Source organism: Amycolatopsis ultiminotia (assembly GCF_039536925.1).
Classification (GTDB): domain Bacteria; phylum Actinomycetota; class Actinomycetes; order Mycobacteriales; family Pseudonocardiaceae; genus Amycolatopsis; species Amycolatopsis ultiminotia.
Genome location: NZ_BAAAZN010000013.1, coordinates 73,516 through 91,350, shown reverse-complemented (window position 1 = coordinate 91,350; position 17,835 = coordinate 73,516). Strand labels below are relative to the sequence as shown.

15 protein-coding genes and 4 tRNA genes are annotated in these 17,835 nt (G+C 69.9%); 5 read left to right on the top strand and 14 right to left on the bottom strand.

Going from position 1 to position 17,835, the window contains the following annotated elements:
• Positions 1–27: 27 nt before the first annotated feature.
• The 11 genes from ABD793_RS27320 to ABD793_RS27270 all read right to left on the bottom strand — a co-directional run bounded on the left by ABD793_RS27320 (position 28) and on the right by ABD793_RS27270 (position 10,439).
• Positions 28–540: an XdhC family protein gene (locus ABD793_RS27320; protein ID WP_344865014.1), complete on the bottom strand. Its 513-nt coding sequence runs from the start codon at positions 538–540 to the stop codon at positions 28–30.
• Positions 541–587: 47 nt separating this feature from the next.
• On the bottom strand, positions 588–1,070 hold the full coding sequence (locus ABD793_RS27315; protein ID WP_344865012.1) for an NUDIX hydrolase: 483 nt from the start codon (positions 1,068–1,070) through the stop codon (positions 588–590).
• On the bottom strand, positions 1,067–2,212 hold the full coding sequence (locus ABD793_RS27310; protein WP_344865366.1) for a glycosyltransferase family 4 protein: 1,146 nt from the start codon (positions 2,210–2,212) through the stop codon (positions 1,067–1,069). The genes ABD793_RS27315 and ABD793_RS27310 overlap by 4 nt, the downstream gene beginning before the upstream one ends.
• A 16-nt stretch (positions 2,213–2,228) precedes the next feature.
• The gene (locus ABD793_RS27305; RefSeq protein ID WP_344865010.1) at positions 2,229–3,143 is read right to left on the bottom strand and encodes a phosphatidylinositol mannoside acyltransferase; all 915 of its coding nucleotides are present in this window, start codon (positions 3,141–3,143) and stop codon (positions 2,229–2,231) included.
• Positions 3,140–3,793 carry a phosphatidylinositol phosphate synthase gene (gene pgsA / locus ABD793_RS27300; RefSeq protein WP_344865008.1) on the bottom strand — a complete coding sequence of 218 codons (654 nt, stop codon included), beginning with the start codon at positions 3,791–3,793 and terminating at the stop codon, positions 3,140–3,142. The genes ABD793_RS27305 and pgsA overlap by 4 nt, the downstream gene beginning before the upstream one ends.
• A 100-nt stretch (positions 3,794–3,893) precedes the next feature.
• Entirely contained in the window at positions 3,894–4,424 is a 531-nt protein-coding gene (locus ABD793_RS27295) for a MarR family winged helix-turn-helix transcriptional regulator (protein ID WP_344865006.1), read from the bottom strand.
• A 26-nt stretch (positions 4,425–4,450) separates the two neighbouring features.
• Complete coding sequence (locus tag ABD793_RS27290) at positions 4,451–5,026, bottom strand: HIT family protein (RefSeq protein ID WP_344865004.1); 576 nt, start codon at positions 5,024–5,026, stop codon at positions 4,451–4,453.
• Positions 5,023–7,050: a threonine--tRNA ligase gene (gene thrS, locus ABD793_RS27285; RefSeq protein ID WP_344865002.1), complete on the bottom strand. Its 2,028-nt coding sequence runs from the start codon at positions 7,048–7,050 to the stop codon at positions 5,023–5,025. Before thrS ends, ABD793_RS27290 begins: the two co-directional genes overlap by 4 nt.
• 170 nt (positions 7,051–7,220) lie before the next feature.
• A complete protein-coding gene (locus tag ABD793_RS27280) occupies positions 7,221–7,835 on the bottom strand; it encodes a malonic semialdehyde reductase (protein ID WP_344865000.1) in 615 nt (204 codons plus the stop codon).
• Between the two features lie 111 nt (positions 7,836–7,946).
• Positions 7,947–9,458: a sugar transferase gene (locus tag ABD793_RS27275; RefSeq protein ID WP_344864998.1), complete on the bottom strand. Its 1,512-nt coding sequence runs from the start codon at positions 9,456–9,458 to the stop codon at positions 7,947–7,949.
• A gap of 909 nt (positions 9,459–10,367) precedes the next feature.
• A tRNA-Val gene (locus tag ABD793_RS27270) sits at positions 10,368–10,439 on the bottom strand.
• Between the two features lie 371 nt (positions 10,440–10,810).
• Here ABD793_RS27270 and ABD793_RS27265 point away from each other — a divergent pair.
• The 4 genes from ABD793_RS27265 to ABD793_RS27250 all read left to right on the top strand — a co-directional run bounded on the left by ABD793_RS27265 (position 10,811) and on the right by ABD793_RS27250 (position 11,619).
• Complete coding sequence (locus ABD793_RS27265) at positions 10,811–11,236, top strand: SsgA family sporulation/cell division regulator (RefSeq protein WP_344864996.1); 426 nt, start codon at positions 10,811–10,813, stop codon at positions 11,234–11,236.
• A 139-nt stretch (positions 11,237–11,375) separates the two neighbouring features.
• Positions 11,376–11,448, top strand: a tRNA-Gly gene (locus tag ABD793_RS27260).
• A gap of 24 nt (positions 11,449–11,472) precedes the next feature.
• A tRNA-Cys gene (locus tag ABD793_RS27255) sits at positions 11,473–11,543 on the top strand.
• A gap of 1 nt (position 11,544) precedes the next feature.
• Positions 11,545–11,619, top strand: a tRNA-Val gene (locus tag ABD793_RS27250).
• Positions 11,620–12,991: 1,372 nt separating this feature from the next.
• Here ABD793_RS27250 and ABD793_RS27245 read toward each other — a convergent pair.
• The 3 genes from ABD793_RS27245 to ABD793_RS27235 all read right to left on the bottom strand — a co-directional run bounded on the left by ABD793_RS27245 (position 12,992) and on the right by ABD793_RS27235 (position 17,024).
• Positions 12,992–14,716 carry a carboxylesterase/lipase family protein gene (locus ABD793_RS27245; protein WP_344864994.1) on the bottom strand — a complete coding sequence of 575 codons (1,725 nt, stop codon included), beginning with the start codon at positions 14,714–14,716 and terminating at the stop codon, positions 12,992–12,994.
• A gap of 659 nt (positions 14,717–15,375) precedes the next feature.
• Positions 15,376–16,197 carry a beta-keto acid cleavage family enzyme gene (locus ABD793_RS27240; protein ID WP_344864992.1) on the bottom strand — a complete coding sequence of 274 codons (822 nt, stop codon included), beginning with the start codon at positions 16,195–16,197 and terminating at the stop codon, positions 15,376–15,378.
• 53 nt (positions 16,198–16,250) lie between these two features.
• Positions 16,251–17,024 (bottom strand): cyclase family protein, encoded by a 774-nt coding sequence (locus ABD793_RS27235; protein ID WP_344864990.1) that lies wholly within the window; start codon positions 17,022–17,024, stop codon positions 16,251–16,253.
• Between the two features lie 82 nt (positions 17,025–17,106).
• Between ABD793_RS27235 and ABD793_RS27230 the strand changes: the two genes are divergently transcribed.
• Complete coding sequence (locus ABD793_RS27230; RefSeq protein ID WP_344864988.1) at positions 17,107–17,778, top strand: GntR family transcriptional regulator; 672 nt, start codon at positions 17,107–17,109, stop codon at positions 17,776–17,778.
• The last annotated feature ends 57 nt before the right edge of the window (positions 17,779–17,835 follow it).

The window sequence follows — 17,835 nt, the reverse complement described above, 5'->3', positions numbered from 1 at the left end:
GGCCGGCGGACCGGCCGGGAGTGCGGTTCAGAACTCGAACCCGCCGGGGCGGTCGTTGCGGTCGGCCAGCAGGCCGGCGAGGGTCGCGACGGCGATCTCCGGCGGCGTGCGCGAGCCGATGTTCAACCCGACCGGGCGGTGCACCCTGGCGATGTCCGGCTCGGGCACGTCGAGTGCGCGCAACGCTTCGACGTGCGGGCCGGGGTGCCGCGGATTGCCGAGCACACCGATCCAGCGTGCCTCGCCCGCCAGCGCGGCCTGGAGCACGGTGCCCAGTTCGGGGCGATGGTGATCGGTCACCACGACGTCCGCGTCCGGTCCCGGCGCCGGCGGCGTGGTGCGGACCTCGGCCCCTTCGGGTGCGTCACTGGCGCGCGCCGCGTCGGGTTCGAACAGCACCGCGCGGTAGCCCAGGTCGGCGGCGTAGCGCAGCAGGTATCGGGCGACCGGCGACGCGAACACGGCCACCAGCGTCCGTTCGGCGGGCGCTGCTTCGGCTTCGCCGTGCGCGACGGCGCAGGCCTCCGGTTCGGCAGTCATCTCCGCCCTCCTTCCCTCCGGCACCCGGTGTTTCCGCTGATTCTGCCTCAGACCTCGGGTTCGGCGAACTCGAAGTACTCCGGCAACGGCGCGGTGCCGGCGAGTTTGAAGTAGCGCACCTTCCGGCGGCGGCGCAGGGCCAGCGTGTCGCGGACGGCGTCGTTGTGCACCCTGCGGGCGATCACCACGCGGTGCTCGGCGTCGGTCAGTTCCTCCACGAGCCCGGACGGCAGCCGGGACCGGTCGACCTGGGCGAGCAGCAGGGTCAGCTCGTTCTCCTCGACCTCCCGGTCCGGGCGCGGAGCGGCTTCGGCCCGTTCGGCGGTGCGGTGGAGCCCGTCCCCGTCCAATACGACCGCGACGGCCCTGGCCACCACCGCCCGGCGGGCGAGCGCGGCGTCCAGCGCCGCCCAGCCGGCGTCGGTGCGCACGTGCAGCCGGTCGAGCCGGTTCGCCGTCGCCACCAGGAACAGGCCACCGAGAACGACGATCACGGCGAGCGCGACGAGCAGCCACTCGAACACGCTCACCGCACCTGCTCCCGCTCCCCCGCCACGACCAGCCGGGGATCGGCCGCGATCGCCGTCTCGTACACCCGCAGCACCTGGGTGACCACCACCGACCAGTCGTAGGAGATCACCCGCTCGCCCGCGGCGGCGGCGAGCGACGCCCGGCGGGCCGGATCGCCCAGCAGCTCCCGCAGCCCGTCCGCGAGCGCACCCGGGTCACCGGTGGTGGCGAGCATCCCGGCGCGGCCGTCGTCGAGCACGCGGCGGAACGAATCGAGCCCGCTGGCCAGCACCGCGGTGCCCGCCGCCATCGCCTCGGTGAGGATCATGCCGAAGCTCTCGCCACCGGTGTTGGGCGCGCAGTAGACGTCCACGCTGCGCAGTGCACGGGCCTTGGCCGCGTCGTCCACCTGGCCCAGCAGCTCGATGTGCGGCCACAGCCGTGGTCCGGCCATCCGCCGCAGCTGCTCGGGATCCCCGCGCCCGACCACGAGCAGCCGCAGGTCCTCGAACTCCGGCAGCAACCGCCGCGCGGCCTCGAGCAGCACGTCCATGCCCTTGCGCGGTTCGGTGAACCGGCCGACGAACCCGACCGTGCCGCCGGCCCGCGGATACCCCGCCAGCGGCGTGGCCAGCGAGAAGAACTCGACGTCCACCCCGTTCGGGATCTCCACCGCGTCGCCGCCGGCGTGCTCCACCTGCACCCGCCGGGCCAGCGCGGACACCGCGATCCGCGCGGTGATCTTCTCCAGCAGCGGCCGCAGCACCGGCTGGAACGCCGCCAGCGTGCGGGAACGCGTGGTGGCCGTGTGGAAGGTGGCCACGATGGGTCCGTCGGCGACCTTCAGCGCGAGCAGCGCCAGGCTCGGCGCGGCGGGTTCGTGCAGGTGCAGCACGTCGAACCCGTTGTCCCGGATCCACCGGCGCACCCGCGCGTAGGACACCGGGCCGAACTGCAGCCGGGCCACCGAGCCGTTGTACCGGATGCCCAGCGCCTTGCCCGCCGGGTGCACGAAGTCCGGCAAGCCGGAGTCCTCGTCGGCAGGGGCGAGCACGGAAACCCGGTGCCCACGCTCCAGCAGCGCCCGCGCCAAGTCGATCACGTGGCCCTGCACGCCGCCGGGTACGTCGAAGGAGTACGGGCACACGATCCCGATGTTCAACCCGCCCGGCATCGGCTCAGCTCGCTTCTTCGAGACCGCCGGAGGGTTCCGGCCCGGCGAGATCGGCGGGCCAGAACGGCTGCAGCATGTGCCAGTCGGCCGGGTGCGCGGCGATGTCGCCGGCGAACGCGTCGGCCAGCGCCTGCGTGGCGGCGGGCACCTCGGCCCGTGCGGTGACCCGGATCCGCGGGTGCACGCGGATCTGCCAGCCGTCCTCGGAGTACCAGCTGCCGACCGGCAGCAGCGCGGCGCCGGTGGTCGCGGCCAGCCGGGCCGGACCGGCGGGCAGCCGGGCGGATTCGCCGAAGAACCGCACCGCGAGCCCGGACGAGGTCAGGTCGCGGTCGCCCACCAGGCAGATCACCTTGTTCTCGCGCAACCGCTTCAGCAGCAGCCGCATCGCCGCGCTGTCGCCGGTGAGCGGCACGATCTCGAACCCGAGCGCCTCTCGGAAGGCCACGAACCGGCGGAACAGCGATTCCGGCTCGAGCCGTTCGACCACGGTGGTGAACCCGCCGAGCCGGTCGCACAGCCAGACCCCGGCCACGTCCCAGTTGCCGCTGTGCGGCAACGCGAGCACCGCGCCGTTGCCCTCGGCGAGCGCGGCCTCGATGTTCTCCATTCCGGTGAGCACGACCTGGCGGACCACCTCGGCCGGGTCCATCACGGGCAACCGGAAAGTCTCGTACCAGTAGCGCGCATACGACCGCATCGCACGGCGGACCAGTTCGTCCAGCTCGGCCTCGCCTGCCTGCGGCACCACCCGGGCCAGGTTGGCCCGCAGCTGCCGCACCCCGCCGCCACCGCGGCGAGCCGCCATGTCCGCGCCGAGCGCGAACGCCGCCGACCCGAACCGCTGTGGCAGCCGGCCGACGAGCTGCCAGCCTGCCGCGTACCCGAGTTCGCCGAGCTTCGCCGACAGCGCGCTCACGGCTGTGCTCCGCCCGGCGTGACCCCGTCGCCGGTCCGCTTCGCCGCGACCGCGCGCGCTGCGCTCGCGACTGCGGCCATCCGCTGCAGCAGCGTGACCACCGACAGCACGGCGAGCAACCAGAGCGAAATCTCCACCGTCCACGGCACACCGAGCCCGTGCAAGCCGGTGCCGACCAGCGCGATGATGAGCCGTTCGGCCCGCTCGACCAGTCCGCCGTCGGCCTCGAGGCCGGAGGCCTCCGCGCGTGCCTTGACGTAGGAGATCACCTGGGCGAGCACCAGGCAGACGAGCGCGGCGGCGGCCGCGCGCTCGTTGTCGTCGTGGGTGAAGCACCACCAGGCGATCGCCGCGAACAGCGCACCGTCGACCAGCCGGTCGCAGGTCGCGTCGAGGACCGCGCCGAACGGGGTGCCGTAGCCGCGGGCCCGTGCCATCGCGCCGTCGAGCAGGTCCAGCATGGCGAAGCCCCACACGGTGAACGTGCCCCACAGCAGCATCCCCTGCGGGAAGAACACCAGCGCGCACACCATGGCGCCCACGGTGCCGAGCACCGTCATCGCGTTCGGTGTCAGTCCGGCGCGGACCAGCGTGCGGCCGATCGGGTCCGTCACGCGGGAAACCGAGGCGCGGGCGAAAATGTTGAGCATCTTCCTCGTCTGTGCACCTGATTCGGGGGCGGGTGGGCGAGGAAAGCCTATCGACCCCGTCCGCCGCGCCGGAGGTGCCCGCCCGCGACCCGCCGGTGGGTCAGCCGGATTTCGGCAGTTCGACGACCTCGGCGTCGCATCCCGCTTCCTCTTCGGCCGCCACCGCAGCCGCGCACCGGGGCCGCAGCGCGCCGAGGATCGCGGTGGAGATCTCGTCCAGCTGGCGCACCTGCTCCGGGGTCAGCGGGTCGAACAGGCTCTCGCGCACGGCCTCCACGTGCCCCGGCGCGGCGGCCTCCAGCGCGGCCATGCCCTCGTCGGTGAGCACCGCCCAGGAACCGCGTTTGTCCGTGGGGCACGACTCACGGCGCACCCAGCCCTTGGCCTCCAGCCGCGCCACGGCGTGCGAAAGCCGGCTGCGCGACGATCCGCGCACCTCGGCCAGCTCACTCATCCGCAGCCGTCTGCCGTGCGCCTCGGACAGCGACACGAGCACCTCGTAGTACGTGTGCGGCATGCCCGAATCGCGTTGCAGCTGCCCCTCGAGATGTGCCTGCAGCATGGCCGTGGCGCTCGCATAGGCACGCCACGCCTGCTGCTCGTCGTCGGTGAGCCAGCGTGGTTCGGGCATACCGCCATGATACGCGAGTTGAGACCTCAACCACCTGTGCCGCGCACCGCACCCCACGCCTCCGCCAGCAGCTGCCGGGTCTCCCCCAACAGCTGCGGCAGTACCTTCGTGTGGCCGATCACCGGCATGAAGTTCGCGTCCCCGCCCCAGCGCGGCACCAGGTGCTGGTGCAGGTGCGCGGCGATCCCGGCCCCCGCGATCACGCCCTGGTTGATGCCGATGTTGAACCCGTGCGCCGCGGAGACCGCGCGCACCACGCCCATCGCGTGCTGGGTGAACTCGGCCAGCTCCCTGGTCTCGTCCACGGTCAGCTCGGGGTAGTCCGCCACGTGCCGGTAGGGCACCACCATCAAGTGGCCCGGGTTGTACGGGTACAGGTTCAGCACCGCGTACACGGTCGCGCCGCGGGCCAGGATCAGCGCCTGCTCGTCCTCGAGACCCGGCAGCCGGCAGAACGGGCAGCCGGTCGGCTCGTCGCCGTCCGGCTTGTCCTGGCCCTTGATGTAGGCCATCCGGTGCGGGGTCCACAGCCGCTGCAGTGCGTCCGGGACCCCGATCCCGTCCTGTTCGACGAACTCGGGACCGTCCTGCTCCTCGCTCACCGCAGGATCTTCTCCACGGCCTCGGCGCCCGGCGACGCGTTCTCCCTGCGCTCGATCCACTCCGCGATCGCCTCGACCGCGGTGTCCACCGCGACCCCGTTGATCTGGCCGCCGTCACGGAACCGGAACGACACCGCACCGGCCTCCGCGTCCTTCCCGCCCGCCAGCAGCAGGAACGGCACCTTCTGCGTGGTGTGCGTGCGGATCTTCTTCTGCATCCGGTCGTCGCTCGCGTCGATCTCCACGCGGATCCCCTTGGCGCGCAACGCCTTCTCCACGCCCTGGAGGTACTCGACCTGGTCGGCGGTGATCGGGATGCCGACCACCTGCACCGGCGAGAGCCACGCCGGGAACGCACCCGCGTAGTGCTCGGTCAGCACGCCGAAGAACCGCTCGATCGACCCGAACAGCGCGCGGTGGATCATCACCGGCCGCTGGCGTGATCCGTCGGAGGCGGTGTACTCCAGCTCGAACCGCTTGTTCTGGTTGAAATCCAGCTGGATGGTGGACATCTGCCAGGTGCGCCCGATCGCGTCCTTGGCCTGTACGGAGATCTTCGGCCCGTAGAACGCCGCACCGCCCGGGTCCGGCACCAGTTCGAGACCGGAGTCGAGCGCGGCCTGCCGCAACGTCTCGGTGGCCTCTTCCCACTCCCAGTCCTCGCCGATGAACTTCTCCGAGTCACCGCGGGTGGACAGCTCGAGGTAGAAGTCCGAGAGCCCGTAGTCGGCCAGCAGGTCCAGCACGAACTTGAGCAGCGACCGCAGCTCGCCCGGCATCTGCTCCTTAGTGCAGTAGATGTGCGAGTCGTCCATGGTCAGCCCGCGCACCCGGGTCAGTCCGTGCACCACACCGGATTTCTCGTAGCGGTAGACCGTGCCGAACTCGAACAGCCGCAGCGGCAGCTCCCGGTAGGACCGGCCGCGCGAGCGGAAGATCAGGTTGTGCATCGGGCAGTTCATGGCCTTGAGGTAGTAGTCCTCGTCCTCGAACTGCACCGGCGGGAACATGGTGTCCGCGTAGTACGGCAGATGCCCGGAGGTGTGGAACAGCTCGCCCTTGCTGATGTGCGGGGTGTTCACGAACTCGTAGCCCGCCTCCTCGTGCCTGCGGCGCGAGTAGGTCTCCAGCTCGCGGCGGATGATGCCGCCCTTGGGGTGGAACACCGGCAGACCGGAGCCGATCTCCTCGGGGAAGGAGAACAGGTCCAGCTCGGCACCGAGCTTGCGGTGGTCGCGGCGCTCGGCCTCGGCGATCCGCGCCAGGTGGGCGTCCTGCGCCTCGGCCGATTCCCACGCCGTGCCGTAGATCCGCTGCAGCTGCGGGTTCCGGTCGTTGCCGCGCCAGTACGCCGCGGCGACCCTGGTCAGCTTGAACGCGGGGATGAACTTCGTGGTGGGCACGTGCGGACCGCGGCAGAGATCGCTCCACACGCGCTGCTTGGTGCGCGGGTCGAGGTTGTCGTAGATGGTCAGCTCGCCGCCGCCGACCTCCATCACCTCGGAGGTGTCCACTTCGGACTTGAGGTCGACCAGCTCCAGTTTGAACGGCTCGTCCGCCAGTTCCCGGCGCGCCTCGTCGGTGCCGGCGAACACCCGGCGGGAGAACTGCTGCGCGCCCTTCACGATCTGCTTCATGCGCTTCTCCAGCGCCTGCAGATCCTCCGGGGTGAACGGCTTGTCGACGGCGAAGTCGTAGTAGAACCCGTCGCGCACCGGCGGGCCGATGCCGAGCTTGGCGTCCGGGAACTCCTGCTGCACGGCCTGGGCCAGCACGTGCGCCGCGGAGTGCCGGATCACGCTGCGGCCGTCCTCGGTGTTCGCCGCGACGGCCTCGACCTGCGCGTCGGCGTCCGGGATCCAGGCCAGGTCGCGCAGCTTCCCGTCGACGTCGCGGACCACCACGATCGTGTCCGGTCCCTTGGTGGGCAGACCTGCCTCCCGCACCGCGGCGCCCGCCGTAGTGCCCGCCGGCACCACCACGCGCAGGGTGGGTACGGCGGCGGCTGACGGCGGATGGGACACGATCGTGCTCCTCTACGGCTCAGTGACGGGGATGACTCCCGGAGATGCTAGCCGCCGGTACTCACACGACACTCACGCAGCCCTATCGCGTTAGTGCCGCGTCCGTACCCCACGCACGCGGAGAGGCCGCCTCGCGTCCGCGAAGCGGCCTCTCCGGGACCAGCAGTGGTTCAGAGGGTCTCGACGACCTGGTCGAAGTCGAGCCGCGGCAACCGGTCGAACCAGGGGTTCTCGCCGGGCTTGCCGACGTTCACCACGACCTGCGAGCGCCACTTGTTCTCGCCGAAGAATTCCTGGTCCACCCCGGCGTTGTCGAAGCCGGTCATCGGGCCCGCGGCCAGCCCGGCCGCGCGCACACCGATGATGAAGTAGCCGACCTGCAGCAGCGAATTGAGCTTGGAGAACTCGGCCCGGCCGGTCTCGTCCGCGAAAAGCTCCTTCGCCTCGGGCTTGTGCGGGAACACCTGCGGGATGTTCTCGTGGAAGTCGACGTCCGCGGCCAGGATCACGGTGATCGGCGCGGTCTCGGTCTTGGCCCGGTTGCCCTCGGACAGATGCGGCAGCAGCCGCTGCCGTGCCTCGGCGCTGCGCAGCACCAGCGCGCGCAGCGGCTGGGTGTTCATCGAGGTCGGCGCCCACTTGACCAGGTCGTAGATCGCCCGAACCTGCTCGTCGGTCACCGGTTCGGAGCTGAAACTGTTGGCTGTGCGTGCCTCGCGGAAGAGCAGGTTCTGCACCTCGGCGGGTACCTTCAGCTGCTTGCCCGGTTCAACGAAAGTCGTCATCGGATTCGGCGTTCCTTCCCGTGCTGTCGCCTTCCCCGATGCCAACATAGTTGAGCGCTTGACTATTTCGCCGTCCGGGCGGATGTGACCCACCGCACGCCGGAAGGGTGCTCAGTAGGCACCCTGACCGGCCAGCACCGCACGGACGGTCTTCCAGAGGATCACCAGATCGAGGGCGAGCGACCAGTCCTCAACATAGCGCAGGTCGAGCCGGACGCTCTCCGCCCATGTCAGGTCACTGCGCCCGCTGACCTGCCACAACCCGGTCAGCCCCGGTTTGACCAGCAGCCTGCGGCGGGTGTCCGGTGCGTACTTCGCGGTCTCCTCCGGCAGCGGCGGCCGGGGGCCGACGAGCGACATCCGGCCGGACAGCACGTTGCACAGCTGCGGCAGCTCGTCGAGCGAATAGCGGCGCAGCAGCCTGCCGATCCGGGTCACCCTCGGGTCGTGCTTCATCTTGAAGAGCGGTCCGGCACCCTCGTCGGCGTTCTCGAGGGTGCGCCGGACGAGGTGCGCATCGGGCATCATGGTGCGGAACTTGAGCATGGTGAAGCTCTCGCCGTCCTTGCCGACGCGGCGCTGCCGGTAGACCACCGGTCCACGGTCGCCCAGCTTCACCGCGACCGCGATCGTCAGCAGCAGCGGGGAGAACAACAGCAGCAGCAACGCCGAGCCGCAGCGGTCGACCACCTCCTTCACGAATCGCCGTCCGCCGGTGAACGCCGGCGCGGTGACCCGTAGCAGCGGCATCCCGAGCACCCCCGTGACGTTCAGCCGCGGCCCGGCGACCTCCATCAGCACCGGCGCCACGACCAGTTCGGCGAACGTGCCCTCCAGGTCCCAGGCGAGGCGCTGCAACCGCTCCGGCGTCCAGTACTGATCGCCGGTGACGGCGACCACCCGGTACCCGCCGCGGCGCACGTGCCGGGACAGCTCCCCGAGCCTGCCCACCACCGGGACGCCGTCGATCTCGCCGCTTTCGCGGTCCGGTCCGGTCCCGGTGAACGTGCAGACGGCCTCGACCCGCCAGCCGACGTGCGCCTCGCTCTTCGTGCGCGCGATCAGGTCCGCCACCGTGGCGGGGCTGCCCGCCGCCATCACCGGCAGCAGGCAGAGCCCCCGCCTGCGCCTGCGGTGCAGCGCCTGGCGAAGCAAATATCGTTGCGGGAAGGCGAAAAGCGCGATGGCCGGCACCACGATGAAGACCCACGGCTGCACCTCGAGCGCCCCGAACAGCAGCCCGCCGAGCGAGACCAGCACAGCGGCGGCGATCAGCCCGCGCCCGAGCGTGCGGTACTCCTCGGCTCCTTCGCCGAGCACCCGCGGGCTCCACGCGCGGCTGACCGGCAGCGCGCAGAGCACCGCGAACGCCGTGCCGAACGCATGCATGTCCTGTGGCGCCACCTGGCCGATGACGAACGCACTCACGCCGATCACCACCAGCGCGGCGAGCACGTCGCTGGCGATCACCCAGGTCCGGTACCACTTCTCCCACGCCGCCGGATGCGCCTTCACCGGCTCGGCGGGTTCCCCGGCGGCCGTATGCGACAACCCGGGAATCGCGCGGAGGTCCCCCTGCAGCGGACCGCTGACCGTGGCCGAGGGCCGCACCGGCTCTTCCATCAGACCTCCCGGGCAGGGCACTAGGGGACCTTCGGCGGCACGCTGCGTGAAGGCCGACGATCACCAAGAGTGATCACAATACTTACCCGATTCAGCCACCACGGGAATGACACCCGCCAAGATATCGACTGCCCCGAAGGCATCGTTACACGGATTTTCCGCCGCAGAGCGCGGATCTTGCCCGGCGGAACAGGACGTCGCGGCAACCGGAAGATGACGATCCGCGATAATTCGTAACCTACTCACAGCTACGGAATGTAGTCAGAATTCCACGACCACCCCCGTTCCGGAACTCGCCTGCCCGGATGACCCGCCCCGGCGCGCAGGCTTCCACAGCGGACTTTCCCCGGCGTCTTTGGTCCACTGTGGACTTTCCTGGTTTCGGACGTCCACAGTGGATTTCCGGCCTGCGCGGTTGCGCGGATGCTCGGCGCTGCGGCGAACCACGTTCCATTCGTTCGGCGCGTACGGCCGCCGTCGGGGGCGAAGGTGCCAGTCGGCGGTGAGGGCGATCCGGCCGACGGCGCCCACTGCACGGCCTTGGGAGGCACCCGTGGCCCCGTCGTCCGGACCCCGTTCGTCCGCAGGCAGGAGGCCTCGAGCGACTCAGCGGAAACGTCGCGCAGACTGGCGGAAAAGCCGTCGGCGGCGGCGTGGCCGACGGAGCTGCCGCTCCGACGTCGCGGACTCGTGCCCGTCCGGCACGATCTCCACGTCGGCTGAAGCGGCGACACCGCATCCGCGACTGTTCCACATCCTGACAGGGCGGCAGGCGCCGTCCCGGGCCCCTGTTCCGCGTGGATGCAGCGCGGCCACCCCGGATCGCAGAGGTGCCCGAGAGAGGCTGCTCCTCCGCTGCAAAAAACGGCCTGCCGATGAAGATCATCGGCAGGCCGTCTCACCATGCGGTGGGCGATACTGGGATCGAACCAGTGACCTCTTCGGTGTGAACGAAGCGCTCTCCCCCTGAGCTAATCGCCCCTTGCGGTGTGAGAAGTACTCTACAACACGACTTTCGAGGGCCTGCAAACGGGTGGTTCATCGCGAACACACTCCGTCTACCTGCGGATACGGAACGAACAACCCCGAGCTAGCCGAGGTAGTGCCAGAGTGGGGCCGCGCGCGGCCGGCTTCGACATCCGTGCGACGGTGCTATCGCACGGCGGCCGGACCGCGCAGTATGTACGTGTGGGCGCACGCGTGGAACTGCGCGGCGCGGACGACGAAGGACCGGAGGACCGCCGGCCCCGTCCGGGTGATCCCAGGAGAACCCGCGAGCGGATCGGCTTCCTCGTGCGTCTCACCGTCGTCCTCGGTCGTCCGGGCCGGGAAGGGAGACGAAGGGTAGGACGATGCGCAACGATCACGTGACGCTCCGCTCGACGGCGGTCTTCGACCTGCTGGCACCGCGAACCCCTGCGGTTCCGGTCAAGGTGGAGCTGCGCTACGACACTCGGGACCCGTACGCGGTCGTCGCCGCCTTCCGCACCGGCCGCGCGGGATGGGTCGAATGGGTCTACGCGCGCGATCTGCTCGCCGACGGCCTGCTCGCCGACGCCGGCGACGGGGACGTCCGGATCCGCCCGTCGGTCGAGGACCCGGAATCGGTCCTGATCGAGCTGAACTCCCCGTCCGGGCACGCCATGTTCGAGGCCTCGGCCCAGGAGCTCGCCGACTTCCTCGACCGCACCTACGACGTGGTGCTGCCCGGCAACGAGCACCTGTGGGTCGACGTGGACGACGCGCTCACCCGGCTCATCCCGAACGATTTGACCTGATCACAGCCCCGTCACCGACAGGAGGCCCCCCGGTGACGGGAGGGTTTCCGGCGTCCGATATGGTTCTTCCACACCACGGCGACGGGGTGCGGGACAGCAGCCACACGGCTTCGGTCACCGCCTCGGACCCGCGGAGAGTGCGGACGTAGCGCAGCTGGTAGCGCATCACCTTGCCAAGGTGAGGGTCGCGGGTTCGAATCCCGTCGTCCGCTCGGAGGGCTCTCGAGCCTGTAACCGGTGGAGTGGCCGAGAGGCGAGGCAACGGCCTGCAAAGCCGTGTACACGGGTTCGAATCCCGTCTCCACCTCGCGCGATTAGCTCAGCGGGAGAGCGCTTCCCTGACACGGAAGAGGTCACTGGTTCAATCCCAGTATCGCGCACCATGCACATCGCAGGTCAGAAGCCCTGTTCCTCCTCGGAGGGGCAGGGCTTTACTGCTGGACTGGAGCCGGCAGCCCGGAGGGGCTGAATCCGCCGTTGCTCACGCGCAGGCGCGGGAACCCACTCCCCCGGTTTGGCCCGCTCCGTCAAACGTCAACGCAAGCAGCGAAGCCGCATCACCTGCCGTCTCTGCTGGTAGAGACGGCCGCGAACGACGACGTTCGGGCACGAATTGCCGACGAACCCCGCCAGGTCACTATTACAGTGACGATGCGACCACACACGGTCGTGTAGTGCAGGGGGAGGAACAGTGGTGGGATCAGACGTGTCCGCCGCCAGACAGGCACTGGTGCGCCTGGACGACGTGCCGGGGCGACTACCGGATCTGGTGTTCATGCTGGTCACGCCGGGTTAAGGCGGGCGACCGGGTGCCGTTTACGGCGCACCGCTGGGGCCGGTCGGTTCGTTGTGATCGGTACGGCCGGGCGGAATCGCAGGTGCTATCGGCAGCCAGGCCGTCGCCGACTGGCTCGTGCCGAAATGACCGAGGAGTCATACTCATGACAGATGAGCCGTGAACCGGAGAGCCGACCATCGATCATCTTCCACCGCGACCGGACAGGGACACTGGCGAGCCGTTCCCTCCACATGGGCTCAGCTACTTCCGGGGCAAGGGGCAGGCACCGGAGGACGACCCCCATCGGGAGGCTAGACAGTCTTACAAGCCGGACCCGCCTCCCGGCCTGGGCACCGTACTTGCGTGGCACCGAGAAAGCCGTCGGGGCAAAGTTGCCGTAGTAATAACGGGATTCCTCATCCTTACCGCCGGCACCGGCGCAATCTCGCTATTGAATGATTTCGGCCTTAAAGCATTTGAGTACTGGCAGAGCTGGGCGATTATCATGACCTGTAGCTTCACGACAAAGACATGGTCTTGACGCGCAGCACCGAGGAACTGCAACGCGATCGTCGAATTTGGGATCTTGTCTACAATGGCATCCTGCACTCAGTAGCCAGCGGTGCACAGGTCGGCAATCAAGCGATCGGAATACTGCAGCTCGACAAGACCCCGGCTTTGAAGATCCGAGACGCCGGGAAACGACACGACCTGTAACGCCTCCTGCGCAGCTCCGGACCCCGCCCTGGCGCGACAACGCGTACCCACGTGGCGCCAACGAGATCGAGTTCAATATTTTCGTCCATCGTCGGCGATCACCGAGAGGGCAACACACGTAGCACTCGGCATTCGCCGCGGTACGAGCGGAATTCCCGGTTTTCCGGTGACGAACCGCGAGCCGTTGTGCCGCCAGTCGTCAAAAGGTGCCGCCCCTGCATTGCGTCCCGACCCGTCCGTCGACCGGCGTGGCTGTCCTCTCAATCGCTTTCGGCCGGGTGGTGGCCCAGCCGGCGGTGAAGGTTGGCGACGAGAATCCGGTCGAGAGTGTCGACCGAATCGATGCCGGCAGCCGTCACTGCGGCCTGCTGGCGCCGGAGCAAGCCGGGGCACATCCGGAGGTCCGTGCCGAACCAGAGCACGTTCCCGGTCGACTCGTCGAACGGAGTCCAGTCCGCACCGGGCTCGCCGTGGTGGATGAACCGGCGGTAATGCTCTCCCATCTCGCGCGAGATGCGGCCCACCCGGGCCCGGTCGATACCTTCGAAGGCCGGCCAGCGGGCCAGGTCGGCTTCGCTGTAGTTGCGGAACAGGAACGGCGTGTCTCCCGTGTGCACCGCCCGCAGCTCGCCCTGCAACCCGGGCAGGTCCCAGGAGAACTGGAACACCCAGACCGGGATCCCCGCTCGGGCCAGATTCGCGGCGATTGCCAGGGACGACATCGCGAAGAACTCGAACGACATGAGGTCCGACAACGCCACCCCCGGCGCGGTGCCCGGTGGCCGGAGCGCCCGGAACTGTTCCAGGACGCCGCCCGTCCGGTCACCGAAGACCTGTTCCACCACCGTGTGAACTGCTTCCTCGGTGCCGTGCCGAGCGGTCGGTGAGTGGCCGCGGAAGAACTGCCACTCGTCGCGGGCGAAGCCGACCACGACCTCCAGCGACTTTTCCGCGCCGATCCGGTCGAGGTCGGGCTGCGGCGTGGACAGGTAGGAGGCCGGCTGTTCGGGGACCCATTCACCGTCGACCACTGCGCCGAGCGGGCGCCAGGCGACGTTGGCGTCCGCCGGCACGTAGCGGGTCATGATGTTCTGCACGGCGAGCAGGCGCTCGACCTCCACCGTCGCGAGTGCGCCGGGGTCGTCGATGCCGAGCAGTTCGAGGTACAGCCGAGCCACCTGCTCGGCTTCCGGGCGCCGCTGGGTGCACCAGTTGTTGAACGGCGACAGCGACTGCAGCACGGCCCGGCGGATGAGCGGCCTGGCGCCGGGATTGGTCAGCAGGTGGGAGACGGCGGTTGCGCCCGCCGACTCCCCTGCGGCGGTGATCCGATCCGGGTCACCGCCGAACGCCGCGATGTTGTCATGCACCCACTGCAGGGCCGCGACCTGGTCCTGCAGCCCGAGATTGACCGCGTCGCCGGGCGAACCGTCCAGCAGTCCGAAATGGACCCAGCCGAGCGCGCCCATCCGGTAGTTCGGGCGAACGACCACGACCTGCGCGTCACGGGCGAGGTTCGCCCCGCGTTCGAGGTGGAACGACCCGGAGCTGACCGCATTGGCCCCGCCGTGGAAGTACAGGTAGACGGGCACCGTTGCCTCGACGCGGGCGGGAACCCAGATGTCCAGGTAGAGACAGTCCTCGCTCGCGTTCGGCTGGTCGTAGGTGGCCGGGGTGTACGGCGGCCAGGACACGATGCCGGGCACGCCGGGATCGAGTTCGGTGATCAGCTGCCGGACGCGGCCGGCGTTCGAGGAGTTGATCTGGGCCGACGCGGGCCCGGCGCGGGAGGCATCTCGGACCCCCGGCCAGCTCGGCGCGGGTGCCGGCGGACGGAACCTCAGCTCGCCGACCGGCGGCGCGGCAAACGGTATGCCCCGGTAGACGTAGGTCCCCTCTTCGTAGACGCCCTGGAGCGTTCCGAATCGGGTTTCGACCACCGCGCGCCGATCGGCGAAATCCACGGCAGGAGAGGTGGAACTCATGCGGACCCCTCGTCGAGTTCGATGAAACCGCGGCTACGGCGGGGATCCTTGCGTGACCCCATCCGGCACGGCCAATCTGTCCTGCTCCAGTTTGCATTGCACTGTGCAGTGCAATCAAGGGTCGCGGCGCCGGAGTCGACAAGCTCACAGCACTGCGCGGGCCGCGGTGTCCGGCGCCCCTGGTCCAGCACGGTCCGGCACCGGGCCACCTCGCCGATCGCCACCGCGTCGCGGTATCCCGTGCAGCGGCACAGGTTCCCGCGGATCTCGCGCTCGTCGAGGGTCTCCGGGAGCAGCTCCCGCTCGGCGAAAGCCGGCCGGGCAGCAAAACCCGCATTGGCGGCGTCCGATTCCCAGAGTGCCTGGGCGACGGCGCCAGTACCAGGCAGGACTTGGCGATGCGGCCGCCGATCCGCAGTGTGCCGGCATCGCAGTCGCCGTTGTAGCAGCCGATGTGCGTCCCGGTCAGATCGAGCCGCTCGCGGACGACGTTGACCAGATGCTCCCGACCCTGGATGGCGATCGTGGCGGACACCGTTGGTCAGCACGGCGCCGGTTCGGCGGGCGCGGTCATGCGCCGACCTCCAGCAGGTCGGCGAGAGCGGTCCGGCGGAGTTCGCCCTGGGGTGGTGGTCGTCGACGGCCTCCGGTGTTGTCGGTTATCCGCGGGTCGGCAGGTTGAGCAGCTTCTCGGTTTCCCCGACTCCGGCGACGCCGCGGTCGAGAGCGCCGGCCAGCCGGACCGCGCGCTGCACCAGTGGCAGGTTGCCGGGGCTGAGTTCTCCCTTGCGCAGGTACAGCGCGTCTTCGAGGCCGGCGCGGGCGTTGCCGCCGAGCGCGAGCCCCATGGCGGTCAGCTCCAGGTTGGCCCGGCCGATCGCGATCACCTGCCACACCGCTCCCTCGGGCAACCGGCGGACCAGCGTGAGCAGGTTGTCCGCGGTGGCAGCCATCCCGCCGGCGACGCCCAGCACGATCGAGAACTGCATCGGCTCGTCGTCCAGCAGCCCTTCGTCACGCAGCCGCAGGCAGGCGTCCAGATGGCCGGTGTCGTAGATCTCCAGCTCCGGTTTGACGCCCAGCTCGGCCATCCGGGCGGCCAGCCGGCGCACGTCCGCAGGCGGGTTGCGGAACTCGCCCGCGCCGAAGCTCATGCTGCACGGGTTGAGCGTGGCCATCCGCGGGCGCAGTTCCACCAGCGCGGCCCGCTCGGCGAACGGCACGTCGAGGCCGACGCCGGTGGACAGCTGCACCAGGATCGGGCATCGCTCGGCGATCAGCTCCATCGTGCGGCGCGCGATGTCCGGATCCGCGGTCGGCCGGTGCTCGGCGTCGCGCAGGTGGATGTGCGCGACCGCCGCGCCCTCCTGATAGGCGGCCGCGACCGCGTCGGCGATCTCGGCCGGCTGGGTGGGCAGGTCGGGGTTGTCGGCTTTGCCGGCGATCGGGCCGGTCGGGGCCACGGTGATCACTGCGGTCACGAGGTTCGTCACTCCAGTCGGTCGACGAGGCGGTCGGGGGGCGGGAAAACCGGTCAGTCGTCGAGGATGGCCACGGCCCTGGTCCAGCCCGCGGACGCCGCATGGATCTTCACCGGGAAGCAGGACAGCCGGAACCCCTTGTCCGGCAACGACTCCAGGTTGTGCAGCTTCTCGATGTGGCAGTAGCCGATCTCCCGGCCCGCCTTGTGGCCCTCCCAGATGACGGCCGGATCGTGCTCACGCGCGTAGCGCTTGGCGGTGTGCACGAAGGGCGCGTCCCAGCTCCAGGCATCGGTGCCGGTGAGCCGGACACCGCGCTCCAGCAGGTGGAGTGTGGCGTCACGGCCCATTCCGCAGCCGGTGGAGACGTAGTCGTCGGCCCCGTAGCGCACGCCCGCGGCGGTGTTGACCACCACAATGTCGAGCGGGCGCAATTCGTGGCCGATCCGTTCGAGCTCGGCGGCAACGTCGGCGGCGGTGGCCAGGTAGCCGTCCTCGAAGTGCCGGAAGTCCAGCTTCACCGCGGGCTGGAAGCACCATTCCAGCGGCACCTCGTCGATCGTGATCGCCCGCGCGCCGCCGTCCATGGTCGACGAATAGTGGTACGGGGCGTCGAGGTGCGTGCCGTTGTGCGTGGTGATCCGCACCCGCTCGATCGCCCAGCCCTCACCGTCGGGCAGGTCGTCCACGACCGCGCCGGGGAAGAACGACACCACGTCCTGAGCGGTCTCGCGGTGGCTGTAGTAGTCGATCTCCGGCAGGTGGCCGGGCGGGTCCGAGGCGATTCCGGCGCGCAGGGGCACCGAGACGTCGACGAATCTAGGCATGGGTCTGCTCCTTGGTCGGGCGCGGCCGGGTGGTGCCGGTGCGGGGTGGCCGTGCGGCGGCCGGAGGTGACAATCTGCGTACATGGCGCCGAACAACTCTGGCACGCTGGCCGACCGGGTGACCGACGAACTGCGGCAGGCGATCCTCGCGCACGAGTTCAAACCGGGCGACCGGCTCGCCGCGACCGCGCTCGCCGAGCGGTTCGCAGTCAGCGCTACCCCGCTGCGGGAGGCGTTCGCCCGGCTGGCCGGCGAAGGCTGGGTCAGCTACCTGCCCCAGCGCGGGGTCCGGGTCGCCGAGGTGTCCATCGCCGAGATGGAGGAGATCTACGAGCTGCGCACGCTGCTCGAGCCGATGGCGATCCGGCGCTCGGTGGCCGCCGGGGACGACGACTGGCGCGGGCAGGTCGAGCAGGCCTTCCGGCGCATGCAGGAGGCGGGCGGCGAACGGGTCGCCGACCTGGACGGGCGCGAGTACGCCGCCTACGAGGAACTGCACGTCGAATTCCACAAGAGCACGCTCCGGTGCTGCGGTTCGGCTTGGCTGCTGCGCGTCACCGACCTGCTCACCGACCAGTCCCGCCGGTTCCGCCGGCTCTCGCTGCCGATCCGCGCCGAGTACGGACCGGTCGCCGGCGAACACCGGACGATCATGCAGTCCTGTCTGGACGGTGACGAGGAGGCCGCCGCCGCGGCGATCCTGTCCCATATGGACAACACCCGCCGGGCGATCCTCCACTGGGCACAGCACTGACCGGGCGCCGCCACCCGGACCGTCGGCGGGCGATCGGACGGCCCGTCCGGACGAGGA